Origin of the sequence: Bacillus altitudinis (assembly GCF_001191605.1) — a bacterium.
GTDB classification, from domain to species: domain Bacteria; phylum Bacillota; class Bacilli; order Bacillales; family Bacillaceae; genus Bacillus; species Bacillus altitudinis.
This window is the reverse complement of record NZ_CP009108.1, coordinates 2539724-2565120: the sequence shown is the minus strand read 5'-3', so window position 1 is coordinate 2565120 and position 25397 is coordinate 2539724. Positions and strand designations below refer to the sequence as shown.

24 protein-coding genes are annotated in these 25397 nt (G+C 42.3%); all 24 read right to left on the bottom strand.

Going from position 1 to position 25397, the window contains the following annotated elements; all coding sequences use genetic code 11:
- Positions 1–78 precede the first annotated feature (78 nt).
- Positions 79–945, bottom strand: a complete 867-nt coding sequence (dapA, locus tag ID12_RS12890; protein WP_039166632.1) for a 4-hydroxy-tetrahydrodipicolinate synthase — start codon at positions 943–945, stop codon at positions 79–81.
- A gap of 30 nt (positions 946–975) precedes the next feature.
- Positions 976–2190 (bottom strand): aspartate kinase, encoded by a 1215-nt coding sequence (gene dapG, locus ID12_RS12885; protein WP_025207348.1) that lies wholly within the window; start codon positions 2188–2190, stop codon positions 976–978.
- Between the two features lie 92 nt (positions 2191–2282).
- Positions 2283–3302, bottom strand: coding sequence for an aspartate-semialdehyde dehydrogenase (asd, locus tag ID12_RS12880; RefSeq protein ID WP_041090413.1), 1020 nt, complete (start codon positions 3300–3302; stop codon positions 2283–2285).
- A gap of 139 nt (positions 3303–3441) precedes the next feature.
- Positions 3442–4035 (bottom strand): dipicolinate synthase subunit B, encoded by a 594-nt coding sequence (gene dpaB / locus ID12_RS12875; protein WP_008344723.1) that lies wholly within the window; start codon positions 4033–4035, stop codon positions 3442–3444.
- Positions 4032–4934: a dipicolinic acid synthetase subunit A gene (gene dpaA / locus ID12_RS12870; protein WP_007499517.1), complete on the bottom strand. Its 903-nt coding sequence runs from the start codon at positions 4932–4934 to the stop codon at positions 4032–4034. The genes dpaB and dpaA overlap by 4 nt, the downstream gene beginning before the upstream one ends.
- Before the next feature lie 123 nt (positions 4935–5057).
- Positions 5058–5330 (bottom strand): YlmC/YmxH family sporulation protein, encoded by a 273-nt coding sequence (locus tag ID12_RS12865; protein WP_008344726.1) that lies wholly within the window; start codon positions 5328–5330, stop codon positions 5058–5060.
- Between the two features lie 69 nt (positions 5331–5399).
- Complete coding sequence (locus ID12_RS12860) at positions 5400–6320, bottom strand: aminoglycoside phosphotransferase family protein (RefSeq protein WP_050827271.1); 921 nt, start codon at positions 6318–6320, stop codon at positions 5400–5402.
- A gap of 73 nt (positions 6321–6393) precedes the next feature.
- Positions 6394–7623: a M16 family metallopeptidase gene (locus ID12_RS12855; RefSeq protein WP_007499520.1), complete on the bottom strand. Its 1230-nt coding sequence runs from the start codon at positions 7621–7623 to the stop codon at positions 6394–6396.
- A 33-nt stretch (positions 7624–7656) separates the two neighbouring features.
- Entirely contained in the window at positions 7657–8610 is a 954-nt protein-coding gene (locus ID12_RS12850; RefSeq protein WP_050827270.1) for a polysaccharide deacetylase family protein, read from the bottom strand.
- A gap of 125 nt (positions 8611–8735) precedes the next feature.
- Positions 8736–10853: a polyribonucleotide nucleotidyltransferase gene (gene pnp, locus ID12_RS12845; RefSeq protein ID WP_007499522.1), complete on the bottom strand. Its 2118-nt coding sequence runs from the start codon at positions 10851–10853 to the stop codon at positions 8736–8738.
- A 183-nt stretch (positions 10854–11036) separates the two neighbouring features.
- The gene (rpsO, locus tag ID12_RS12840) at positions 11037–11306 is read right to left on the bottom strand and encodes a 30S ribosomal protein S15 (protein ID WP_008354438.1); all 270 of its coding nucleotides are present in this window, start codon (positions 11304–11306) and stop codon (positions 11037–11039) included.
- Positions 11307–11461: 155 nt separating this feature from the next.
- Complete coding sequence (gene ribF, locus ID12_RS12835; RefSeq protein WP_035392042.1) at positions 11462–12412, bottom strand: bifunctional riboflavin kinase/FAD synthetase; 951 nt, start codon at positions 12410–12412, stop codon at positions 11462–11464.
- An 18-nt stretch (positions 12413–12430) separates the two neighbouring features.
- Positions 12431–13360, bottom strand: coding sequence for a tRNA pseudouridine(55) synthase TruB (gene truB, locus ID12_RS12830; RefSeq protein ID WP_048002817.1), 930 nt, complete (start codon positions 13358–13360; stop codon positions 12431–12433).
- Between the two features lie 68 nt (positions 13361–13428).
- Entirely contained in the window at positions 13429–13779 is a 351-nt protein-coding gene (rbfA, locus tag ID12_RS12825) for a 30S ribosome-binding factor RbfA (RefSeq protein WP_007499525.1), read from the bottom strand.
- 17 nt (positions 13780–13796) lie between these two features.
- Positions 13797–14075, bottom strand: coding sequence for a DUF503 domain-containing protein (locus ID12_RS12820; RefSeq protein WP_017359071.1), 279 nt, complete (start codon positions 14073–14075; stop codon positions 13797–13799).
- Positions 14072–16192, bottom strand: coding sequence for a translation initiation factor IF-2 (gene infB / locus ID12_RS12815; protein WP_007499526.1), 2121 nt, complete (start codon positions 16190–16192; stop codon positions 14072–14074). The genes ID12_RS12820 and infB overlap by 4 nt, the downstream gene beginning before the upstream one ends.
- A 19-nt stretch (positions 16193–16211) precedes the next feature.
- Positions 16212–16514: a YlxQ family RNA-binding protein gene (locus ID12_RS12810; RefSeq protein ID WP_007499528.1), complete on the bottom strand. Its 303-nt coding sequence runs from the start codon at positions 16512–16514 to the stop codon at positions 16212–16214.
- Positions 16507–16791, bottom strand: a complete 285-nt coding sequence (rnpM, locus tag ID12_RS12805) for an RNase P modulator RnpM (protein ID WP_008344742.1) — start codon at positions 16789–16791, stop codon at positions 16507–16509. The genes ID12_RS12810 and rnpM overlap by 8 nt, the downstream gene beginning before the upstream one ends.
- Before the next feature lie 15 nt (positions 16792–16806).
- Positions 16807–17922, bottom strand: coding sequence for a transcription termination factor NusA (gene nusA / locus ID12_RS12800; protein ID WP_007499530.1), 1116 nt, complete (start codon positions 17920–17922; stop codon positions 16807–16809).
- Between the two features lie 32 nt (positions 17923–17954).
- Positions 17955–18428: a ribosome maturation factor RimP gene (gene rimP, locus ID12_RS12795; protein ID WP_008344744.1), complete on the bottom strand. Its 474-nt coding sequence runs from the start codon at positions 18426–18428 to the stop codon at positions 17955–17957.
- A gap of 241 nt (positions 18429–18669) precedes the next feature.
- On the bottom strand, positions 18670–19800 hold the full coding sequence (locus ID12_RS12790; protein WP_050827269.1) for a glycoside hydrolase 5 family protein: 1131 nt from the start codon (positions 19798–19800) through the stop codon (positions 18670–18672).
- A 20-nt stretch (positions 19801–19820) separates the two neighbouring features.
- Entirely contained in the window at positions 19821–21047 is a 1227-nt protein-coding gene (locus ID12_RS12785) for an endo-1,4-beta-xylanase (RefSeq protein ID WP_050827268.1), read from the bottom strand.
- A 79-nt stretch (positions 21048–21126) separates the two neighbouring features.
- Complete coding sequence (locus ID12_RS12780) at positions 21127–23235, bottom strand: glycoside hydrolase family 48 protein (protein ID WP_050827267.1); 2109 nt, start codon at positions 23233–23235, stop codon at positions 21127–21129.
- Positions 23236–23252: 17 nt separating this feature from the next.
- Positions 23253–25145 carry a glycoside hydrolase family 9 protein gene (locus tag ID12_RS12775; protein WP_017359075.1) on the bottom strand — a complete coding sequence of 631 codons (1893 nt, stop codon included), beginning with the start codon at positions 25143–25145 and terminating at the stop codon, positions 23253–23255.
- Positions 25146–25397: the final 252 nt, after the last annotated feature.

The following is a 25397-nucleotide window of genomic DNA, read 5'->3' as shown; positions in this document are numbered from 1 at the left end:
AAGAAAGTGTTTATGTATAAAAAACGGTCATACTCAGGGACATCTGAGAATGACCGCTTACGAATTTTTTTGTTTTGATCAGCTGTTTAATACGCTGCTTAAATTCAGTCTCTCTTCTTCTGATAAAGGTAAAAGCGGGAGTCGAACGGATCCGACATCTAATCCTTTCAGCTGAAGAGCTGTTTTGACAGGCGTTGGATTTGGCGCTGAGAACAGCTGGTTCATGATCGGCACCAGCTTTTGATGAATCAATGCCGCATTCGCTGTTTGTCCTGAAGCGTAGCTTTTTAGCATTTGCTGCATATCAAGGCCTACAATATGAGAAGCCACAGAGACAACTCCTTTTGCACCAATCGCAACCGCAGGAAGCGTTAGGCTGTCGTCACCAGAGTAAACGTCAAAATCTTCTGGTGTCTCTGCAATGATTTTTGTCATGGCATCTAGATCACCGCTTGCTTCTTTGATTGCGACAATGTTCGGTATTTGCGCAAGCTTAATCGTTGTTTCTGGTGCTAATGAAGCAACCGTTCTTCCTGGTACATTGTAAAGCATGACAGGAAGAGATGTAGACTCGGCAATTGCTTTAAAGTGTGCATACATGCCTTCCTGTGATGGCTTGTTGTAGTAAGGTACGACAAGCATCACTGCATCAACGCCCGCTTCTTCTGCTTTTTTCGTTAGTTTAATAGACGCATTTGTGTTATTACTGCCTGTTCCTGCAATGATTTTACAACGACCATTTGCTAATTTCACCGATTGCTGAAAAAGAGCGACTTTTTCTTCAGTCGATAAAGTTGGCGATTCGCCTGTTGTCCCTGCAACGACTAAAGAGTCACTGCCGTTTTTTAACAAGTAATCAATGAGAATTGATAGCTTTTGGAAATCAATGTTGCCCTTTTTATCAAAAGGTGTAATCATAGCTGTTGCGATATTTCCGAAATTCATTTTTTTCACCTCATCATGATTCAATCACATTTATCTTGAAAGTTCAAACACTTCATGAAGGGCATTGACAGCCGCTCTCATGTTTTCTTCGTTCACTAACACCCAAATCGTCGTATGACTGTCAGCGGACTGTAGGATCGGAATATTTTGCTCAGATAGTGCAGATACAATTTTAGATGTGACACCTGGTACACCCATAATGCCTGCTCCAACAGCTGATACCTTTGCACAGTTTGTCGTGACAATCGGCGTATAGCCTAGATCTTTTAGGATCGCCGTTGCTTTTTCAGTCATTGCACCTGTCACCGTATAGACGATTTCGCTCGGTGTAATGTTGAAGAAATCGACACTGATTTGGGCATTTGCCATTGCTTTAAAGACTTCTGTTTGTACGCTGTACTGTCCCTCTTTAGCTGGGACTTTGATTTGTGTGACATCATTGACATGTGCAATACCCGTAATCAGGCGGTCGTACACATCATGACTCATTTTATCTGAGTAGTGTGATGTCACGAGTGTGCCCTCATCATCAGAGTATGTTGAACGGACCCTCATTGGTACTTTTGCTTGCATGGCAATTTCAACAGCTCTAGGGTGAATGACTTTTGCCCCTTGGTATGCGAGGTTACAAATTTCTGTGTATGTCACGACTCTCAGTGGTTTTGCATTTTCTACGATACGAGGATCTGCTGTCATGACCCCTTCTACATCTGTAAAAATATCGATGAAATCTGCCTGCAATGCAGCGCCTAACGCAGCAGCTGACGTATCACTGCCGCCTCGTCCGATTGTTGTCACGTCTCCATTTTTTGCAGCGCCTTGGAATCCAGCAACGACAACCACATCATGCTCTGAAAGTGCCGCCTCAAGACGTTCACACTTCATGTCAATAATTTTCGCATTTGTATGTTCTTTATCTGTCACAAAGCCTGCCTGTGATCCAGTCATCGCTACAGCCTTTAGCCCGTTTTCATTCAGCATACTTGAAAAAACAACAGCTGAAATATTTTCTCCGCAAGACACGAGTAAATCTTTTTCTCGGTTTGTCATATGCTGCGCACTGCCGTAAAGCAGACCAAGCAGTGTATCTGTCGCATAAGGATCGCCTTTTCGTCCCATCGCAGACACGACAACGACCGATTTATAGCCTTTCTCTTTTGCAGATAAGATATGTGCAAGTGCCCTTTTTCTCCCTTGATCATCTTTGACAGATGTACCGCCAAATTTTTGGACAATTATTTTCACTGTTTTCACTCCAAGTTCATTCTGACGTAACAGAAGAGAGCAGGCGAAAGATGCCTAACTCTCTTCTATTCGTCCTCATCATCCATTGAATGTTAAACTAATTTTAATGCTCGTAAGCTTTCTGCAATTTGAACGGAGTTCCATGCAGCGCCTTTTAGCAGGTTATCAGATACAATCCACATATGGAAGCCATTTGGACGATCCAAATCCTTCCGAATGCGGCCGACAAATACGTCGTTTTTACCAACAGCATCTGCAGGCATTGGATAAATTTGCTGAGACGGATCATCTTGTAATGTGATACCTGGTGCATCTTTTAGGATGGACTTGATGTCATCAACCGTTGCGTCATTTGATTCAAGTTCAACGTAAACTGATTCTGAATGACCCGTTTCAATTGGTAGTCTCACACATGTTGCCGCTACTTCTAGCTCTGGCAAGTGCATGATTTTTTTCGTTTCATTGATCATTTTCATTTCTTCAAATGTATAGCCATTGTCTTGGAATTTATCAATTTGTGGAATCGCATTAAAGGCAATTTGATAAGGCATGACTTCTGGTTTCACATCTTCTTTATTTAGAATGGCTTGCGACTGGCTGTACAGTTCGTCAATGGCTTCATGTCCTGCACCTGATACTGCTTGGTAAGTAGACACAATGACTTTTTTCATGCCATACGCTTGACGAAGCGGTTCTAGCGCCGCCACCATTTGAATCGTTGAACAGTTAGGGTTTGCAATGATCCCTTGATGGTCATGCAAATCTTTTTCGTTTACCTCTGGTACGACAAGAGGGGTATTTTCGTCCATACGAAAAGCACTTGTATTATCGACAACAATTGCACCTCGTTTGACCGCTTCAGGAGCTAGCGCTTTGGAAACATTTCCTCCCGCACTGAATAGTGCAATATTGACCCCTTCAAAGCTTTCAGGTGTTGCTTCTTGAACGGTATACTCTTGACCTCTGAATGTCACTTTTGTTCCAGCAGAACGTTTTGAGGATAGTAGAGTAAGTGTATCCATTTCAAAATCTCTGTCAGCTAGTGTTTTTAACATTTGTTGACCGACAGCTCCAGTCGCTCCAACTACAGCTACATGCAATCCTCTTCCCATCAGTAAAACTCCTTCCGACCCATCCATGATTCTTTTCTTTCGGATGGCCATCCTATGACTTTTTACATTTTATTTTACCATAGAAAAGCAAGGCTTGAAGTACCTTTTTTGAATCTTTCATGATTTTCTAGTGAATCTATTATTCGTTTGCTCCAATTAAAATGGGCTGAATTTGTCTATGCTCGAGCGCCTCTTCTACCGTTTTCGTCAGTAGATCCATATGCGCTACCATGGAAGTCGGTTTTTTGAATGGATCATCTTGGCCGAATGGAATAAAGAAAATGTTCTTTGTCGACATGAGTCTCATGAGATTTGTACCATTTAAACCTAATGCATCATTGGTGGAAATGCCTAAAACGACAGGGCGGTGATTACGAATGGTCGCCTTAGCAGCCATTAAGACTGGACTGTCTGTCAGTGCATTTGCAAATTTCGCCATTGAATTGCCTGTTAAAGGTGCAATGACCATACAATCAAGTGGAAGTTTTGGTCCGAGTGGCTCTGCTTTGACGATTGAGTCAATCGCTTGAAATCCTGTCAGCTTCTCAATCCGCTCAATCCAGTCCGCTCCTTCTCCGAATCTCGTATTTGTATTTTGCACCGTATACGACACGACAGGACGCACTTCTGCCCCTTCTTTCACGAGTGATTCGATTTGCGGAAAAACGGCTTCGTACGTGCAGTGAGAACCTGTTAAACCAAAGCCGATTCTTTTCCCTTTTAGTGTAGTCATGATTTCATCCCCCTTTTTTCCTCCGCAAGTTCACATAAGAGCCCAGAAAGCACTTTTGCAATGATCTGCCCGGCTGTCTTTGGTGCCACAATCCCTGGAAGTCCTGGTGCAAGAAGTGCCTTCACTCCATGCTTTTGTGCAAAGTCAAAGTCTGTTCCACCTGGGCGGGAGGCGATATCCAAAATGAGTGTCTTTGGTGTCATGCTGACGATGACAGATGAATCTAATACTAAGCTTGGAATCGTATTGATGATGATGTCGACATCCGTTACTTCATCTTTTAAACGGTCCATTGAAAATGGATCAAGTCCCATCTCAAAGGCTCGCGCTAAATGGGCTGTATCCGCAGCACCAACTTTCACTTCCGCACCTAGCGCCCGAAATGTGCGGGCAATGGTGAGCCCTGTTCGACCAAGTCCGAGAACAGCGACATGTGACCCATGAATCGTATAGTCCGTTTGCTGAATAGCCATCATGATAATCCCTTCAACTGTTGGAATAGAGTTATATATGGCAATATCATCTCGCTCAAACAGCTTCACAAGCTTCCGGTTCACCTGCTTTGCCATATTGTCTAAGTACATATTAGAAATACCTGAGTACAAGGTACAATGTGCAGGGGTTCTTTCTAAATATTTAGCTTCTAGCACGACCTTCTCATTTGAAAAAACGGTGGCAACGACCCCTTCGTCTGTAGCACCTGATACCGGAAGGATCATACTGTCTACCTGCTCAAATGGAAGCTCTGACATTTTCAGCTTTTCAGCACCAATAAATCCATGATCCAGCTGATCAAAACCGACCAAAAACACTTTGGCATGCTGCTGTGACAGCTTGCGAATGATTTCAAGCTGCCTAGCATCTCCCCCGATCACCGCAACCGTTAAACCGCTCAACATACTGACCGTTCACCTTCTTTATTTAAAAAAGTCTGTAATATTTTCCGAATCTCCCTTTCAGCATATGAGGAGAGGATTCAGCCTGTGAACAAATCGGGAAGAGAAAAGAAAAAGAGCACCCTTTTATGATGGGTGCTCTTTTTCTCCGTGCGGCTGAAGTTCTTCAGGCACATCGAGAATGATCATATCTGATCCTATTTTTTGAATGTGATTCCACGGAACGCGGATGTCATTTCCTTGTTTTCGAAAGCCAAACCATTTGACGGAAGGTATGATGAGTGCTGTAATTTGACCGTCCTGTTCATTTATTTCAAGGTCGGTTTGTCCAAGCACGCCAAGCCGCTCCGCTCTTTTAATATCGACGATCTCTTTTCCTGACAGCTCACTCAGCCTCAAAATCGCATCACTCCCCTTCCATATCATATATGCAGCACAGAGGGTGAATAGACCGGGCCATTCTATAGGTCACGAATGAAGCCTATCTACATACCAAACTGGTATAAGTTGAGTAAAACGATTATGGTCTGTCAGCATTCTCTCCACTCGATTCACCATGTCTTTTACATGCCCCGGGTCATAGGATAACGTCCAAACAATAGAAGAAAAACAGCTCATGGCTGTATAGATGGAAAAAAGAAGCCAAAAATCATGTGTTGTCTGCGTACTTAAATAGGCATCCAATTGCCCGGCTGAAAATGGAATGCTGCTTTCTCGACTGAATAAAGACAGTTTATAAAAGTCATGAATCGGATCACCCCAGTCGGATTGATCAAAGTCGATCACACCCGCATATTGATGACGTTGTATGATGATATTCCCTACATGAAAATCATCGTGCTGGAACTGGTTTGGTCTCTCTTTAACTACATCAGCATGTGACTGAATAAAATCTAATACGAATTGATCATGGGAAAAGGCAACTCCACTTGATTGATAGGCATATACATACCGTTCATGTTTCGCTAATACCTTCTTATCCCAAGGGGCTGCATAAAAAGGGGCATCGCATGTATGCATGATACTCAAGTCTCTGCCTGCCCGCCTTCCGATTTCATACTGCTCTTCTTCTGTGAGCAGATGAATGGATGCTCTAGCAATCTCTCCTTCGATAAATGGAAAAATACGAAAAGTACAGTTTTGTTCAGCACTCACTCCGACCTCCATCACTTCAGAACAAATAACGCCTCGATTTTTTAACTTCTGCTGAATGGACGCTTTCTTTTTCAAACTGGAATATTTCTGAATGTCTGATAGCTTGAGTACTAGCTTTTCACTAGGCGTTGTGACCAAAAAGGTGCGGTCTCCCGAAAATCCAGATGTCATCGGCCGGAAAGAGATGGCTTGTTTAAGAAGCGGAGATAGCTGTTTCAGTTTTTCGTGTTTCATGAACGCAGAGCCCCTTTCTTCTTGGTATACAATAAACGGCAGACCTCTTGAGAAGTCTGCCGTGTTGTTTACATTATGATGGCTGATCACCCGTTGGACTAATAAGCGAGAGAGCATAATCTTCTGTAAAGATTCTTTTCGATAAATTGTTCACGCCGTCTAATGAGACGCGATTGATTTCATCAATAATTTCATCAAGCGTACGATGTTTGCCAAGGAGTAATTCATTTTTACCATTTCGGCTCATCTTGCTGTTTGTGCTTTCAAGACTAAGCATGAGGTTGCCTTTCATTTGCTCCTTAGAGTTTTCAAGTTCTTTCTGCGTAATTCCCTCACGTTTTAAGACGTCTAATGTTTGTAAGATGGTTTCAGATAGCAGGTTCAGCTGCTTCGCTCCAGTTCCACCATAGATCGTCAGCATTCCGTTATCTGCAAATGAACTATGATAGCTGAATACAGAATACGCAAGTCCTTTATCTTCTCTTACGTCTTGGAACAACCGGCTGCTCATGCTACCGCCTAGAACATTATTTAAGACGATTAAGTCATAGATGCCCTGATCTCCAGCAGGAAGTCCGTTAAATCCCATGCAAAGGTGCGCTTGTTCTGTTTCCTTTTTGCGTGTCAGTTTGTCATAGTGGAATTGCGGGGCTTCGACAGGCTGCTTTTTCCCCTTTCCTTCATACGAGCCAAATAATGTTTCGACCTCACGAATGAAGGTGTCATCGACGTTCCCTGCAACAGAGATGACGACGCGATCCGGCGTATAGAATTCGTCCATATATTTTCGAAGGGAATCACCGTTAAAAGTAGAGAGTGTTTCCTCTGTCCCTAAAATCGGATAACCTAATGAATGATCACCGTAAATGGCTTTACTTAACAAATCATGAACGATGTCATCAGGAGTATCTTCATACATTTTAATTTCTTCATAGACCACATTTTTTTCTTTCTTCAGCTCTTCTTCGTCAAAAGCAGAGTTGAAAAACATGTCACTCAATACATCGAGGGCATACCCAGCATGTGAATCAAGTACCTTTGCATAATAGCAAGTATATTCTTTTGACGTAAAGGCATTCACTTGACCACCAATGCGGTCAAAGGATTCTGCGATATCACGTGCAGATCTCGTCTTTGTTCCTTTAAAGAACATATGCTCTAAAAAGTGTGAGATCCCATTTACTTCTGGTGTCTCATGTCTAGAACCTGTTCCAATCCAGACACCAATGGCGACAGACCTTACAGTGGGATTGTTTTCAAGTACAATTCTTACTCCGTTTTGGCATGTATACGTTTTGACCAAGTTTTGCTCCTCCTATTCAACAAACAGATCGCATCACGGATGTCTTTTTTCACTTAGGAGGTCAGAAACCGTTCCTAATTCATATCCTCTTTCTTTGATTTGAATGATAAGTGCGTCAAGACTTCTCGCTGTTGCGTCTGTTGGATGCATTAATATCATCGCCCCATTGTGAATTTTCCCAAGCACTCGTTTTTGTAATACAGCTGGTGATGGTTTTTGCCAGTCGATCGTGTCTACTGTCCACATAATGGTTTCCATTCCTTCTTGTTTCGCAAGCTTTACTGTTTCTTCTTTAAAGCTGCCACTTGGAGGCGCAAACCATATCGGTTTTTTCCCAAGGGATTCTTCAATTTGGCGATTTGTTTTAATCATCTGCTCTAATGCTCGTTCTCTTGTCAGTGTGCGCATATCCGGGTGATTGTATGAATGATTTCCAATTTCATGACCATCTGCCACGATTTTTTTAGCAAGGTCTGGACTGTTTTTCACCCATTTGCCTTCTAAGAAAAAGGTTGCCTTCACTTGATGCTTTTCTAGTGTATTCAACATCTTTGTTAAATGCTCGTCGCCCCAAGCTACATTGATCAAGAATGCATTCATCTTTTTGTCTGGATGTCCCTTATAGATAGGTTCAGCACCAAGTTCATGTAAATGGACAGATGGTTTTGTTTCTTTAAAAACAAGCAGCTTTTCATCGAAAGAGCCCTGTTTTTTCATTTTTTCGTAAGAAGCATCGATATCGACTGTCTGTCCATTTAAACCAGGCATCTTTTTCCACACTTTATCAATCTTAGCATTTTGCGGCTTCTCTTCATAGTCAGAAGACTTCGATTCGATCTCTTGATACAGAATATCTTTTGAAACAGATGCTACCTCGGCGTGCTCTTTCATTGAATTCATATATGTAACAGCAGCCGGCTGCTTCATCGTTTGATATGACACGAGCAGTAAAAATACAAACACAAAGAATGGTATCGTTTTTTTCAATGGTTGTCCCTCCCCTTTACCACAAATTATGATGGGGAGAAACAAGCTAGAACTATTGTTACGCGCAAGAAAAGAAAGAAGCCTGGCACGGATACCTGGCTTCTAACACATTTTATTTGTTCTCATTAAGACTGCTTTTCTTCTTTTTCCTTTTCTTCACGTAAAACAGCTTTACGAGAAAGGTTCACACGGCCTTGTTTATCGATCTCAGTGACTTTGACGAGGAGTTCATCACCAATCTTCACGACATCTTCTACTTTGCCAACACGTTCAAGTGCAAGCTCAGAAATATGAACAAGTCCATCTTTGCCGCTGAAGATTTCAAGGAAGGCACCGAATTTTTCAATTCGTTTCACTTTACCTAAGTAAAGTTGGCCAACTTCAACTTCTCTGACAAGATCTTCAATGATTTTCTTCGCTTTTTGGTTCATGTCTTCTTCAGTAGAAGAGATAAAGATTGTACCGTCTTGTTCAATATCAATTTTCACACCGGTATCTTCAATGATTTTATTGATTTGTTTACCGCTTGGTCCAATGACATCGCGAATTTTATCTGGATTGATTGTCATCGTTAAGATTTTTGGTGCATAACGTGACAATTCTCCTCTAGAAGCTGGAATCGTTGACAGCATGCTATCTAAAATTTCCATTCTTCCTTTTTTCGCTTGTTGAAGTGCTTCTTCTAAAATGTCTTTTGATAGACCATCGATTTTGATGTCCATTTGAAGCGCTGTTACACCTTTAGATGTACCTGCTACTTTAAAGTCCATATCTCCAAGTGCATCTTCCATTCCTTGAATGTCTGTCAGCACTGTGTAGTATTCACCAGATTTAACAAGTCCCATTGCAATCCCTGCAACTGGTGCTTTAATTGGAACACCTGCATCCATCATCGCAAGTGTGCTCGCACAAATACTTGCTTGTGAAGTAGAACCGTTTGATTCTAACACCTCAGATACAAGGCGAACCGTATAAGGGAAATCTTTTTCAGATGGAATGACTGGCTCTAATGCACGTTCGCCTAGCGCACCATGTCCAATCTCACGACGGCCTGGACCACGCATTGGGCCGGTCTCACCAACACTGAATTGCGGGAAGTTATAATGGTGCATGAATCGCTTAGACTCTTCAACACCAAGACCATCAAGAATCTGTACATCACCAAGTGCACCTAATGTACAAATACTGAGTGCCTGTGTTTGGCCTCTTGTAAACAATCCTGAACCGTGCGTTCTTGGTAGAAGTCCTACTTCTGAAGAAAGTGGACGGATTTGATCGACGCCGCGTCCATCTGGACGTACTTTCTCTTCAGTAATAAGGCGGCGAACTTCGTTTTTCACAAGCTTATTTAAGACATCCTTCGCTTGTTTAATCGTTGCTTCGTCACGCTCTTCTTCTTCAAATTTTTGAACGACAGCTTTTTTCACAGCACTGATGGCATCTTCACGAGCATGCTTCTCATGTACTTGAATCGCTTTCAGTAGATCCGCTTCAGCAAGTTGTTTTACTTCCTCTGCTAATGCTTGATCGACTTCATATAAAGGAATATCGATTTTTTCTTTACCGACAGCTTTCACAATTTCTTCTTGGAATTCGATTAAGCGTTTGATCTCTTGATGTCCGTACATGATGGCTTCAAGCATTGTTTCTTCTGGTACCTCATCAGCACCAGCCTCTACCATGTTGATTGCATCTTTTGTTCCAGCTACAACAAGGTTGATATCGCTTTGTTCAAGCTGCTCAACATTTGGGTTGATGATGAGTTTTCCATCTACTCGTCCTACTGTCACGCCAGCGATTGGTCCCTCAAATGGAATGTCAGACACACATAAAGCTAAAGATGAGCCAAACATTGCAGCCATTTCAGATGAACAATCTTGATCCACACTCATGACAATACTAATGACTTGTACTTCATTTCTAAATCCGTCTGCAAATAGTGGACGGATCGGTCTGTCAATTAAGCGGCTCGCAAGGATTGCTTTTTCACTTGGGCGGCCTTCTCTTTTAATGAAACCACCAGGAATTTTACCAACTGCATATAATCTTTCTTCGTAGTTTACAGTGAGCGGGAAAAAATCAAGTGGTTTTGGTTCTTTAGAAGCTGTTGCTGAGCTAAGCACAGCCGTATCTCCGTAGCGTACGAGAACCGCTCCGTTTGCTTGCTTTGCAAGCTGGCCAGTTTCAACTGTCAGTTGACGTCCAGCCCAGTCTATGGTGAAGACTTGTTTCTCTTGTCCCATTCTGAGATAAACTCCTCTCTCGTCGTAAAGTTTTTAGGTTATTTCTTATTATGAACAAAATGATTTTCACATATCAATGTGAAAGCTGTATGTAGAAGGGTTTTTGCCATTCTTTCAACATTTTAACCATAAAATATTAGTGATTATACGATAAAAAAGCGGGAATCCTCCCGCTTTTTACGATTATCGACGTAAGCCTAGTTTGTTAATTAACTCACGGTAACGAGTTACGTCTTTATTACGTAGATACGTAAGAAGATTACGACGTCTACCTACCATTTTCAAAAGACCGCGACGTGAGTGGTGATCTTTCTTATGAGTACGTAAATGCTCGTTCAAGTTGTTAATTGATTCTGTTAGGACAGCGATCTGAACTTCTGGAGATCCAGTATCAGATTCGTGTGTTTTGAACTCATTAATTAATTGAGTTTTACGCTCTTGAGTAATAGCCATCCTGTTTCACCTCCAAATCATGTTAGCCCCATCTACCTCGCAACCGTCGGTGAAGTCGGCCTGCCAAGTAAGTGGTTTTAAAGCTACAGGAATTATCATACTAAAAATATGCCGATTTTGCAAATGATAGAGCGGTTTTTCTGCGATTTTTTTGTTTAATGAAGATAATTTTGAAAAAACTGAATCGCTTCTTCTTTATCTTGACTAATTTGAGCCGTTAATTCTTGAATACCGTTAAATTTTTGTTCACTGCGAATCCGTTTGTACCACTGTAATTTAATCGGTTCACCATAAATTTCTTCGTTAAAATCAAAAAGGTTCACTTCAATCGCAGGCTGATCAGGACGTTTTTCATAAAATGTTGGTTTGTAGCCAACGTTACAAACACCGTCATACACCTTGCCTTTCACTTCCGCTCTCACTGCATATACGCCTGTTGGCGGGATGATGTATTCAGCAGATAAACCAACATTGGCGGTTGGGAAGCCAATCGTGCGTCCTCGTTTATCTCCATGAATCACAATGCCTCGCAGCTGATACGGTTTGCCTAAAAGCTCACTCACATATTCAACGTCTCCATTTTTCAATGCGGAACGTATAAGGGTTGAGCTGACTTTCCGGTCTTGGTTGGAAAGCTTAGGTACAATGGTCGCAGCAATCCGCCCTTTCCCGTATTCGTCAAACGTTTCCATTGTGCCTGCGCCAAACCGGCCGAATGTAAAATCGAAACCAGCGACTGCATGCTTCACATTCAGTTCGTCCAAATATTGATCGACAAAGTCTTGAGGAGACAGTGCTGCAAAGCTTTCGCTGAATTGCACAATGTATAAGTAGTCAGCACCTAATTGTTCGATAAAATCAATCTTATCCTCAAGCGGTGTGATTAAGTCTTTTGGTTCACGTGCTTTTTGCAGAACATGTGATGGATGCGGATGAAAAGTCATGACAGCTAGAGCTAAACCCTCTTTTTCCGCAATGTTTTTCGCTGCATCAATCACTTTTTGGTGTCCGAGGTGAACACCGTCAAAATACCCTAAAGCCATCACAGACGGGACTTGATCCTTTTGATTCAATGTATGTGGGTGTGAAATATGTATAGTCTTCACGAGATGGTCACCTTTTCTTTAAGATTGCTTGTCCTGTGATAAAATCTTCGCCGGCTTCATCAGGTTCTGTTTGGTCGGGTGTTTCATATAAATCGCCATACAACGGCCTGAAGGAGCAAAGACAGCGACACGATCTTCCTCTGCAAAATGAGCAAATTCATCAGGCATAGGTAGGACTGCACCGTTTTCCACTTTACTTGCTAATGTATCATTTATCTCCCATTTCGGCAAATGATTGAGCGCACGCTCGATCGGCACAAGATGTTCCTCAACCGTTCCTTTCTCGCTGATCTCCCGCAACTCATCAAGAGTGATACATTCATCTAACGTAAAGTCACCAGATCCTATGCGAATGAGGTGAGACATGTGGGCTGGAAACCCAAGTTTTTTTCCGATATCGACGGCTAACGTTCTCACATATGTGCCTTTTGAACACAGTACGGTGAATCTAAAGGATACCTTACCATTTTCAAATGTGACAGATGTTGTCCGCTCGATGCGATGAATGGTAATTTCACGGCTTGGACGTTCAATTTCAATGCCTTGCCTTGCATATTCATAGAGCTTTTTTCCGCCAATTTTCACAGCAGAAAACATCGGAGGGATCTGTTCAATGGTTCCTTCAAATTGTTTCAACGCAGCATCAATGTCATCTTCTGACATCGGTACCGGCACCTTTTTTTCTTCTACTACTTCACCTGTTTGGTCTTCTGTCGTTGTAGAAAATCCAATGGTGATTTCCGCATCATACGTTTTCGATTTATCTGTTAAGTACTCCACAATTTTTGTCGCTCGTCCAATACAAATAGGCAGAACACCTGAAACCTCTGGATCGAGTGTCCCTGTATGTCCCACTTTTTTTGTGTGTAATATCTTTCTCACTTTAAACACACAGTCGTGAGAGGTCATGCCTCTTTCTTTATGTAATAAAAGAACACCGTTTTGCACCTGCGTTCTCTCCTTTCATAAACGATGAAAAAGGACAGACGATCATCGCCTATCCTTATTTCAACGTCTTATTCGTGATCTTTTGTGTTTAGTTCAGCAATCAGGCTTTCAATTCGGTTACCGTAATCTACAGACTCATCGAATTCAAAGTGAAGCTCTGGTGTTTTGCGAAGTCTGATTCGATTGCCAATTTCAGAGCGGATATACCCTTTTGCCTTTGCAAGGCCTTTTAAGGTTTCCTCTCTTTTCTTCTCGTCGCCAAGAACAGAAATGTAGACTTTGGCAATTTGTAAATCACCGGATACTTCAACATCCGTTACAGTCAAAAAGCCGATTCTTGGATCTTTTAGCTTTCTGCCAAGGATGTCGCCTAATTCTTTTTTCATTTGCTCACCCACACGGGTTGCTCTCATACTCATGATCTTATCACCTCTAGTTAAAACCACTCAGTTTTCGTGATCGTTCGTTCAATTTCCGGAAAAGAATCAATAAAGCTTAACACACGCTGAAGTTCCTTTTCCACTTGAACCCGGGAGGAGGAAATGACGGCGATTCCGATCGAAGTACGCTGCCATGTATCCTGATAGTCCATTTCAGCAATGGTCACATTGAATTTATGGCGCGTTCTTGTCATGATACGCTGCAGAACCGCACGTTTTTCCTTCAGTGAGGATGCATCATAGATCATACACTCACACTCGGTATAACCGATCATTTTCTTTCGATTTCTTGCATAACGAATGATTCCATGACATCACCTTCACGGATATCATTGTATTTCTTAATGGTAATACCACATTCATAGCCTTGTGAAACTTCTTTCACATCGTCTTTGAATCGTTTTAATACGTCGACTTCACCTTCAAAGATGACGACGCCATCACGAATTAAGCGGATACCACTGTCTCTAGTAATGGTACCTTCAGTGACATAGCCACCAGCAATTGTACCGATTTTTGATACTTTGAACGTTTGACGAACTTCAACTTGACCGATGACTTTTTCTTCATATTCAGGGTCAAGCATCCCTTTCATTGCAGCTTCAATTTCATCGATGACTTTGTAGATGATGCGGTGTAAGCGAATATCTACGTTTTCTGTTTCAGCTGTGCTCTTCGCATTGCCATCAGGACGTACGTTAAATCCGATCACAATCGCATTAGAAGCACTTGCTAAAATGATATCAGATTCTGTAATCGCTCCAACACCCGTATGGATGATTTTCACTTTGACGCCTTCTACTTCAATTTTTTGAAGAGCTGCCGTCAGTGCTTCAGCAGAACCTTGTACGTCTGCTTTTACGATTAAGTTGATATCTTTCACATCACCTTGTTTGATTTGCTCAAATAGGTCATCGAGAGATAATTTCGCTTTGTCTGAACGCTGTTCATCAAGTTGTTTAGACGCACGCGCCTCACCGACTTGACGAGCTGTTTTTTCATCTTTGAATACGAGGAACTGATCCCCTGCATGCGGTACATCATTTAAACCAGTGATTTCAACAGGTGTAGATGGTCCTGCTGTTTTCACGCGGCGTCCGATGTCATTGACCATTGCACGTACACGGCCAAATGTATTTCCGACAACGATTGGGTCACCTACTTGAAGTGTACCAGTTTGAACGAGAAGGGTTGCAACAGAACCTCTTCCTTTATCAAGCTCAGCCTCGATCACAGTTCCTTTTGCCGCACGATTTGGGTTGGCTTTTAGTTCTGCTACTTCGCTGACAAGAAGGATCATTTCGATCAATTCGTCAATGCCTTCACCTGTTTTTGCAGATAAAGGAACGAAAATGGTTTCGCCGCCCCAAGCCTCAGGTACAAGACCATGCTCAGTTAATTCCTGCATCACGCGGTCAGGGTTCGCTGTTGGTTTGTCAATTTTATTGACAGCCACAATGATTGGCACCTCTGCCGCTTTTGCGTGGTTGATCGCTTCAATCGTTTGCGGCATGACACCGTCATCTGCTGCAACGACCAAGATCGTCGTATCTGTTACTTCAGCACCGCGTGCTCGCATCGTAGTGAAAGCTGCGTGTCCTGGTGTATCAAGGAACGTGATTTTCTTGCCGTTTTCTTCAATTTGGTATGCACCAATATGCTGCGTAATTCCACCCGCTTCGCCTTCAACAACTTTCGTTTTACGAATGCTGTCAAGAAGCGTTGTTTTCCCGTGGTCAACGTGTCCCATGATCGTTACTACTGGAGGGCGTACTTGCATATCTTCTTCTTTATCTTCAACTTCATACTTTTCAAGTTCAGTTTCTTCTAAAATGATTACTTCTTCTACTGGAACACCATATTCAGAAGCAATTAATTCGACTGTATCTTTGTCGAGCTCTTGGTTGATCGTAGCCATGACACCAAGCATCATCAGTTTTTTGATGATTTCAGCAGTTTCTTTGCCAAGCTCGTCAGCAAGCTGGCCGACTGTCATTGAATTTGTAAATTCAATTTTTTCAGGAAGCTCTTTTTTCGGCTTCACAGGTCTTGCTTGCTGATGCTGCGCCTTGTTGTTGCCGCCGCGTTTATTTTTGTTTTTGTTTTGGTTGTTGTTTTTTTTGTTTTTATTAAATTGATTATTCTGCACGTCATTCTTCTTTCTATCATTGTTTTTGTTAGATGATTGTTTTTTTTGTTCTGCGGGTTTCTCGTTAGCTGTCTCTTTTGCTTTGGCTTTTTTATAGATAGCGTCTAGCTTTTTCACAGTGTCGTCTTCAAGCGTCGCCATGTGGTTGTTCACTTCCACGTTCATATCCTTAAGCGCTGCTATAATATCTTTACTTGAAACATCTATGGCTTTTGCGTATTCATATACTCTCACTTTAGCCATTCGTTCACCCCCAAATAAATTAATCGAGCAAGCTTATGAGCTTCTTAGCGAAGCCTTGGTCAGTGACAGCGACAACTACGCGAGCTTCCTTCCCTATAGAACGTCCGAGAACGGAACGGTCTTCAACTTTTCTAACCGGAACATTGTAAAATTTGCATTTGTCAGATACCTTTTTCTCTGTGTTGGATGAGGCATCTGCTGCAAGAAGAACCAGCTTAGCACGCGCATGTCTAATTTCTTTGATCACCAGATCTTCTCCTGACACGACTTTACGAGCTCGATTTGCTAGACCAAGCAAAGGATACCATTCAGATTCAGTCATTCGGTTTTTTCACCTTTTCAGCTAGTTCTAGTAATTCTTCAAAAATGTGTTCGTCAATCTGTGTCTGAAATTGCTGCTGTAAACTACGTTTGTTCTTCGCCGCAAGAATGGTTTCTTTATCGAGAGAAAGGTAAGCGCCGCGCCCGTTCATTTTTCCGGTTGCGTCAACAGACACTTCACCTTCTTTTGAACGAACAACGCGAATCAGTTCTTTCTTTGGTTTCATTTCTCCCGTCACGACGCATTTTCTAAGCGGGATTTTTTTTCGGCTTTTCACCTTTTATATCACCTCTTATTCGTCAGATTCCTCAGCTACTGGTTCAGCCTCTAAGAAAAGAGATTCAGAGTCTTCAGTTCTTGGGAAAATACCGAGTTCTCTTGCATCTGTTTCGCTTTTAATGTCAATCTTCCAGCTCGTTAATTTCGCTGCTAGACGCGCATTTTGACCTCTTTTACCAATGGCTAATGACAGCTGATAATCAGGGACAATGACAGTTGTCGCCTTATCTTCTTCATTTACAATGACATCAAGAACTTTTGATGGACTTAACGCATTGGCAACAAATTCAACAGGGTCATTCGACCAATGAACAATGTCAATTTTTTCGCCTTTCAGCTCATTGACAATTGCTTGTACACGCTGACCTTTAGGTCCTACACAAGAACCAACTGGATCAACATCAGGATCATCTGTACGAACAGATATTTTAGAACGGTCCCCTGCTTCTCTAGCGACAGATTTAAGCTCTACAGTACCATCATAAATTTCTGGCACTTCGATTTCAAATAAACGCTTTAAAAGACCTGGGTGTGTTCTTGATACATAAATTTGTGGTCCTTTTGTTGTTTTTTCTACTTTCGTAATGAACACTTTAATGCGGTCATGTGGTTTGTAGTCCTCATTTGGCATTTGTTCATTGACCGGAAGAAGGGCTTCGATTTTGCCAAGTGACACGTAAATGAATTTACTGTCAATTCGCTGAACGATTCCCGTCATGATGTCTTCCTCACGATCGATAAACTCAGTGTAAATCACACCTCGCTCTGCTTCTCTCACTCGCTGCGTCACGACTTGTTTCGCTGTCTGAGCTGCAATGCGTCCGAAATCTTTTGGTGTGACTTCAATTTCAACCACGTCACCAACCATGTAATTCGGGTTGATATTTGCTGCATCATCTACAGAAATTTCAAGGCGAGAATCATACACTTCATCTACAACATCTTTTCTTGCGAATACGCGAATCGTTCCCGTTTCACGGTTTAAATCAACACGCACATTTTGTGCTTGATTAAAATTACGCTTGTATGCAGAAATGAGTGCAGCTTCTATCGCTTCAATAATAATTTCTTTACTAATGCCCTTCTCTTTCTCAAGAACAGTCAGGGCATCTAACAACTCACTACTCATTTTTATGGTTCCCCCTTATATCAATGAAAAGGTTAATTGAACGAAACTGCTAATCTTGCGTTAGCAATTTTTTCGTATGGAATATTGATCTCTTTCTTTCTTGTCTTGATCTTCACTGTCACTGTTGCAATCTCACCATCAAAGCTTGTAAGCTCACCTTCAAATGCCTTTTCACCATCAATTGGTTCGTATGTTTTCATGAAAACATTTTTTCCAAGTGCTTTTTCAAAATCAGCTTTTTTCTTTAATGGGCGCTCCGCTCCAGGAGAGGACACTTCAAGAAAGTAGTTTTGGCTAATTGGATCTGCCTCATCAAGCTTTTCGCTCAAGGCTTCGCTCACTTTGGCACACTCCTCGATATCGACGCCTTTGTCAGAGTCAATAAATACGCGAAGGAACCAGTTTTGACCCTCTTTGACAAATTCAACATCAACGAGTTCAAGCTGTAAGCCATCTAAAATTGGCTGCACCATGTCGCTTACGATATCCACTACTTTTTTGCTCATTCTCTTCCTCCTTGTGCTTTCGATAAACGCTCTTATCAATCATTCTGCATAAAAACCCTGCTTTATTGTGAGCAGGGGGAGCAGAAAACGGATGAATAATGTCGAGACAAAAATTGCCTGTTCAATACAAAAGAGCGGGTTTCCCCACTCTTGTCTCGGTAATCGTTAGCATTTCCATAAAAACTATACCATATCCAATTTTTTTATGCAAATGAAGTTCCTTATAAACAGGCATTCTTCATCAGTTCTTTTCATTCATTCTTTTGGCGTGTTCACGAATGATTCCTGCCTCCCGGCTCTCCTTTAAAACTCGAAAACCGTCATAATCCGGGTAGAGGGAATCATCGTCTTGAATGCTTGTTAAAATCCAAAATTGGCTACCTGCGCCTCCGAGCTGTTCAATTGTCTTCAGCCAGCTATCATATACATCAGGACGGGCTGCTTGATTTTGATAGCCAAACTCTTCTAATACAACAGGTTTGCCAATTGCGTTTCCTCGGGTGATATGATCTTTGATCCATTTCACTCCCCATACAGCAGACTGATTCCAGTGATCCGGGTATAAATGATAGGTTCCATAATCAATATGAGGGAGAGCAGTCAAACGATCCCAATCAACACCTTCTCCCCCACTGTAAAACCAATCGTCATGACCTGTCATGCGAAAGAACCCTTCGTCTCCTACTGCAACAAGGTGATTCGAGTCAATTGATTTGATCCATGCACTCATTTCATCTGCCCAGTTTACTAGTATATTTCCCGAAGGGTCTGACTGAGCGCGCGGCTCATTGGCGAGCTCCCATGTCATAATAGCAGGATCATCTTTATATTGAACACCTGAGTACGTATTGGTTCTCTCTAATACATAGCGCACATAGTTTTTGTAAGCTGTTTTAATCCGAGGATCTGTATAAAAGTGATCATGTGATCCTGCCTGAAACCACTTCACATATTGATTCATCCCGCCAAAGTCATCCCAATTGTTCACGAGTGGGATGACCAGCTTGATTCCTTCCTGCCCTGCTTTATAAATCGCATAGTCTAGTTTTTGAAAACCGGATTCTTCATAAACACCTGGACGAGATTGTAAGACTGAGTTTTCTTGAGGGGTACCATCGTGAAATCCCCAAATACGAATAACCTTTAAATCCATTGCCTTCATATCGTCAAAAACAGCATCTACCATCTTTTTTGATTTGTAATGGAAATAATAATTATTTGTGCCAGCAAAGTAAAATGGGTGGTTGTTCAATACAAAATGTGTACCAGATGTTTGCACATAGGAGGAGGCCTTTACGGTCAGAGTGAACCAACCCGCCCATAAAGTGATCAGCAGCATAAAACAAGCCACCCGTTGAACCCATTTTTTCATTCCATTCTCCTCACAATCTCTTATTCTACTGGTACGATGATATCTAGTTGAAGTGGTGTTTGTTTAGCTGAGTCAAGTTCAATCGTCTGCTGCTGCAACATTTTACTTTCTTCACCAATTCGAACCTCATACGTCCCGTGAAACGCTGGACATGTCACTTGGCCATTCGCATCTGTTTTTTCCACTCTTTGTGTCGTCCACTCCTGTAGAAGCTTTTCATAACGCCTGCCTGCTTCATTTAACGACCAATCATGATTCACGATGGCTGCGTGCTCACCTCTCCAATGAGCACCTGCCCAAAATCCCCACATCAGCACACCTTTTACGGCTGGGTGACTAAAGGCTACCCGATATAAAGCTTCTAAGTTATCCGCTCGTCTATTGGCATCCGGATGAACAGAGTCATACTCTGTCACCCATATCGGTAGACCAAGCTCAGCAAGCACATCTAGTCTTTCTTTTACAACGACTGGATCCACTCGATCTGCAAAGTGACCTTGAACTCCAATGGCCTCAACTGGTGCCCCCAACTGACGAAGTTCATTGATATGTGCTTTATATGCGTGATGTTCGCCGTATGAGATTACATTATAATCATTGACAAACAGCAAGGCTTGAGGGTCAATTTTCTTCGTTTCTTCATACATCCATTTCCAAATCTGTTTCCCAAACCGGTCTTTAAAAAATGAGCCATGCATCATTTCGTTGTTTACATCCCAATGACGGAATTTTCCTTTAAAATGATTCCCTGCATGTTCAAGCCGCCTTTTCATGGCTTCATATACTTCATGATTCGGTAATGATTTCAGCCAGTTTGGATTGGCATCCTCTACTTCCCAAAATAAGGCGTGCCCCCTCACTGGAATTTGGTGTCTATTGGCAAAATTCAGCATGGTATCTGCTTTTTCGTAGGTTATTTTCCCTCTTTCAGGCTCATTAGCATACCATTTTGCCTCATTTTCAAACACAGCCCAATTAAAATGTTGGACAAAAAAATCAGCATACGTTTGATTGAATAGTACTTGGTCATTCATTGCTGAACCAAATGCAAATTCATGTCTGATTTGTTTTATTTCCACCTCTACTCCGGCAACTGGCTTTTTTTCCTTATTGATGACGTTTATGACAAGCTCTCTTTGTCTATGTTGTAAGATTCGATCATTTGCTTCTTTTCTCCAGCTTTGATTTTCTTGTTCCTGTGATCCGCCATTCGATGAATGATTCATAAATTCTTTCTTTTTAACCATAATGACATCACCTTTGCTTTCACTTCATTTATCTTATGAGAAGACCGCCGACTAAAAAAGCCGGCAGCTGCACTACGTTCTATTCGTTTATGAGACGATGGTATTCTGCATAAGCTGTAGCCATATCAACTTGCGACCAGAAACGGTGATAGGTGAAACTTGGCGCTCCGTTTTCCCATTTGCCTGTTGCTTCATTAAAAGATGATTGATATTTACTCTCCAGGGCTGACCAAGCTGGGTCTTGCTTGATTTTCGGACGAAGATCTGCAAAGCTCGTATACACTCCGTTACCTCCTCGCTGCGGGTCAGAAGGAATGGTGCTGGAACCAGGGATCTGATTTCCTTGACCAAATGTTCCGTTCCAGCCATTTGGGAAGTACACTTCTTTTTTAAAGAAACGGTGGTAGTCTTCTCTGTCTTCCTCTGTCACAATCCCTACACCATCATTGTAATTCCAAGCAACCTCAAGGAGCTGTGCCGCTGTCTCTTTTGCTCTTATGCCAAGTGCTGTGTAGTTCCCTGTCTCTTTCTGTGTTGCAGCAGCAAAGAATGTGAGCGCTTTGATGAGACTGCCCAGTACACCAGTATCTTGAGTAGGATCTTTTGTAACTGCCGTTAAATTTGGATTACCTGTTGCAGATTGGAATCCGCTCCAAGTGTCAGGCTGACCGCTCCATTCTATATTCCCAGGAATCCAAAACTCTCCGGGTGCACTCGTCGTAGCAACAGCCACATTTGCCCCCCCTAGAATCCTTTGACCCTGACCATCTAAAAAATACCCATCTTGATCCGACACAGGACGCGTGCCAATAAAAATATAATCTAGTGAATAGTTGACCCATTTTGTGATGACAGATTTAGCCATTTGGAAATTTTCAGATGTTTTGTCGCCATCTTTTGCAAAGATATAATAAAGCTCTGCTACACGCTCAATCGGCCATGCTTGCATTCCAAACCAGTTATTGGACGGAGGATCATGGTAAACAGGCGCATCTTCATAAGCCATATCATAAAATGTGCTTCTTCCTGCTGGATAAGCGCTATAGTCTCCATTCCAGCTGTTGGTAGCACCTCCTGCAATCGCTCCCTCTTTTGATTGAAGCCAGACGTAAAATTCAAGCTGTCTCTTTAACGTCTTTTCCCAATCACTTGCACCAGTCGGTGACGATGGCTTTAAGCCTCCCTTATCTGAGGATAAAGCGTAGGCAGCGACTGGGTTTTGATACCCTTGATGACAATGGCTCGCTCCGATACGCCATGACCAATTCGCATATTCTCCAAGTCCCCCGCCCCAAGAGGTATACCATGCCATTAAGTGATGACATGCACTTTTTCCATTTCCAGGATACGGATTACCTTGCTTGCCGCTTCCAATTGTTTGAAAATATTTATCGTACATTCCGTAACGAAGGAAATCCCCCATCTTTTTCGCTTTATCAAGATAGGCTGAACCATTATAGCCAAGTTCCTTTGCCCAATACATTGCCTGTATCGCACGTGCATCAGCGTCCGTCGCATTTGTGTAGCGCCACTGGGCGGCTGGCGCTTGATTTTCTTTTGTGAACAAGCTCATGAAACCTTCATTGGGCTTTCCGGCCGTTTTATCATCTTGTGATGGATGAGGGATGGCCTCCCATACGGATTCTTGTGGACCCCGCTGGAATGTGTTTACATATGCGGCTGTATGTGATGGGTTGAGCAAATTCCCATATTCATACCAGTTGTCTACATCAAGAAGCCAGTGCATTAAATACGTTTCATTCGTTCCGTAAGTTGACCTCAGTTCATGATCAATTGGATCTTGACCAGCAGGGCGAGCACCCGTCAACTGGCTCGGATATTGATCTGGATATGGTTTCTCTGAAGCGTATGTGGCTGGGCTAGATGGATTGTAAGAACTCATATGCGGCTGTTCGTCATGTCCATCTTCGTTTACTGGAATGATAAACTTCTCCATATTATCCCAAGCCGCTTCTAGTTTGCTCCAATCGCCTGTGTAGTGACCATACAATGCTTCAAGCCATAACCAATAGCTGTAAGCTTCTGAAGTGGTCATATGCCCGTAATCAGGTGCCTCACAAATGAGTGTCTCAACGGAATGATACGGAATGCCTTCTTTTGAAAAATATCCATTCGCATCGTTTTTCATTTGATGATAAAGCGTTAAAAACCGTTCTTTATTTGTCATGTCCTCACCCTTTATATTTATTTATTCGGAAGCGTACCAAATTCTAAAATACCTTGATCAAAAACAGGAATTCTCGCTGTTTTCTGCATATTGGATGTTAATCCTTGAAAGGAATAATCATTTGAGGCATCCCATATATTCGCACCATTTGGCGCAGATAACCGGAACTGTATTTCCTTCTTATGAAGCGATTCACCTCCTGGAAAAATAGCTACGCCAGTAAAATCGATTTCTGTAAAATAGATATGGGATGATGCGTCATACACCGTTAACGGAGTTAAGGAAGCGCCTTCATTGTAAACAGCTGTCACTTGAATATCTTTATCAGTGAATCCCTTCGCAAATATCTCACTTAGATTGACATAATATCTAAAAGAAAGTGATTGACTACTTCTTGCCGGCCAGCCTGATCGATTGTATAGAATGGCTTTGATCTGAGTAGATGTTGTATCGTTACTCATGACAGCTGCCTCTACAAAAAACTCATCTTCCACTTTTTCTTTAGGCGGAAAATTCGGCAGCTTTGACTGCCCCTGACCAAACAACTGCACCATTTTGGCTACATTTCCAGTAAAGGCGGCATTATAGTCTGTTGCTACCTCGTTTGATACATAGTCAGAGATGTCATCGGTATACTGATCCTGTGCATTAGGCCCCCCAACAAGCGCTCCATAAAGCGTGTGCCGATGAGAAGAAGGAGTTGTCAGCTGATTAGACCATGAGCCATGTGCAGTTCGATGGTGTGGATGCATCGGCGGATTTTTGCCAAACCCAACGACATAGCTTCTATTTTGCGGATTATCCCCTAACATATAGTGTGTTTGCCTGATCGCAAACGTTTGGTATCGATTCTTTTTTTCTTGATCAGAGACCCAATCTGCGTACACAAACGCTAAAAATGCAGCATTTGCTGTATAACGAAGTGAACCCCATTGATCTAACCACGCTAGTCCGCCAGGCGTATAAGTGATTCTTTCTACTTTTCCATTTTGAACAAAACCCGTCGACCAGTAATCGAGATTACGCTCCGTCGATTCGATAAACCTTTTCTCCTTTGTGATTCTCGCAAGTAAAATTTGCGAAGCAAAAAAGGTATTGTCCCACGACATCGTAAACGTATAATCCCAATCCTTCGGCCATTCTTCTACTGCTTTTAGTGCTTTGTTTAAATAGGTCTGGTCATTTGTCGCCAAGTACAGCCATATTCCACCCCAAATGAGCTCATCAATATAGCCGCTCCAGGAATTATAAAATGGCTGAGCATTGGTGACACAATCTGTATACTCACCGCGATATTGGTCAGCAAATGCATAAAGCTGCTTTGCATGGGTGAGAAGCTTTGCTGCATAAGGCGCGTCTGTTTCTTTAAAAATAATTGAACCTGCTGCTAAAGCGGCTGCCGTTTGGGCGGCTACTTCTGTTCCTGGACAATGTTCATCAATTTTAAATGCTGGCCGGTTCATCGGCATCACTTCTGCTGGACCCCACCAGCCATGATCCGCGTTCCCATCGCCTACTTGTGCCCAAAATTCATTTGGACCTGTATGGGCTTTCAAAAAATAATCGGTTGCCCACTTGATTTGATCTAACATATCATCAAGCAGCTCTGCTTCTTCGTAAGCTTCTCGGTACTCATAGACTGTCCATGCAAGCACGGCTGCCGAGTAAGCCATCGGAAGCCCGAACTTCACATGATCACCAGCATCGTACCAGCCGCCTGTTAAATCATGACCAACATCTTTCCCATCCTCTAGTCCAGAATCCCCTCGCCAGTTAAGACGATTGCTTTCAGGAAGCTTTCCGGAACGCTGGGCTTCGTAAAACAAAATGGATTTTTGAAGCACCTCTACATAGTTGTAATCTGACATGTACCTACTTCTCACCCCTTCTTTTTTTAAAACGTGAAACATTGAACAAGAAATGACCACCTCCTTGTCATTCCGTACGTGTTTTGTACAGTGTTGAAAAGAATCAAGCGTGTTTCAAAAATGTGCATAGTAAACAGCCATCAGCTTGACGCTCACCGAGGGTTTTCTCCTGATTCTTCATGTGACTGTACCCAAAATGATCATATGTCGTATGAGAACATTTCAGACGGCTAAATTCTCTTTTTTGCTCTATTTGGGTAGAAAGAATGACATACAATCTCTTCTCTCAAAACA

What these genes read in the sequence shown, in the direction of transcription:
- dpaA (WP_007499517.1), bottom strand. Translation starts at nt 4,934, where the DNA reads ATGTTGAGCGGTTTAACGGTTGCGGTGATCGGGGGAGATGCTAGGCAG.
- nusA (WP_007499530.1), bottom strand. Translation starts at nt 17,922, where the DNA reads ATGAGTAGTGAGTTGTTAGATGCCCTGACTGTTCTTGAGAAAGAGAAG.
- ID12_RS12810 (WP_007499528.1), bottom strand. Translation starts at nt 16,514, where the DNA reads ATGACTGAATCTGAATGGTATCCTTTGCTTGGTCTAGCAAATCGAGCT.
- asd (WP_041090413.1), bottom strand. Translation starts at nt 3,302, where the DNA reads ATGGGAAGAGGATTGCATGTAGCTGTAGTTGGAGCGACTGGAGCTGTC.
- ID12_RS12820 (WP_017359071.1), bottom strand. Translation starts at nt 14,075, where the DNA reads ATGATCGGTTATACCGAGTGTGAGTGTATGATCTATGATGCATCCTCA.
- ID12_RS12860 (WP_050827271.1), bottom strand. Translation starts at nt 6,320, where the DNA reads ATGAAACACGAAAAACTGAAACAGCTATCTCCGCTTCTTAAACAAGCC.
- ID12_RS12790 (WP_050827269.1), bottom strand. Translation starts at nt 19,800, where the DNA reads ATGAAAAAATGGGTTCAACGGGTGGCTTGTTTTATGCTGCTGATCACT.
- rimP (WP_008344744.1), bottom strand. Translation starts at nt 18,428, where the DNA reads ATGAGCAAAAAAGTAGTGGATATCGTAAGCGACATGGTGCAGCCAATT.
- pnp (WP_007499522.1), bottom strand. Translation starts at nt 10,853, where the DNA reads ATGGGACAAGAGAAACAAGTCTTCACCATAGACTGGGCTGGACGTCAA.
- ID12_RS12785 (WP_050827268.1), bottom strand. Translation starts at nt 21,047, where the DNA reads ATGGTTAAAAAGAAAGAATTTATGAATCATTCATCGAATGGCGGATCA.
- dapA (WP_039166632.1), bottom strand. Translation starts at nt 945, where the DNA reads ATGAATTTCGGAAATATCGCAACAGCTATGATTACACCTTTTGATAAA.
- ID12_RS12775 (WP_017359075.1), bottom strand. Translation starts at nt 25,145, where the DNA reads ATGTTTCACGTTTTAAAAAAAGAAGGGGTGAGAAGTAGGTACATGTCA.
- infB (WP_007499526.1), bottom strand. Translation starts at nt 16,192, where the DNA reads ATGGCTAAAGTGAGAGTATATGAATACGCAAAAGCCATAGATGTTTCA.
- dpaB (WP_008344723.1), bottom strand. Translation starts at nt 4,035, where the DNA reads ATGACTACACTAAAAGGGAAAAGAATCGGCTTTGGTTTAACAGGTTCT.
- rpsO (WP_008354438.1), bottom strand. Translation starts at nt 11,306, where the DNA reads ATGGCTATTACTCAAGAGCGTAAAACTCAATTAATTAATGAGTTCAAA.
- rbfA (WP_007499525.1), bottom strand. Translation starts at nt 13,779, where the DNA reads ATGAGTATGAGAGCAACCCGTGTGGGTGAGCAAATGAAAAAAGAATTA.
- ID12_RS12780 (WP_050827267.1), bottom strand. Translation starts at nt 23,235, where the DNA reads ATGACAAATAAAGAACGGTTTTTAACGCTTTATCATCAAATGAAAAAC.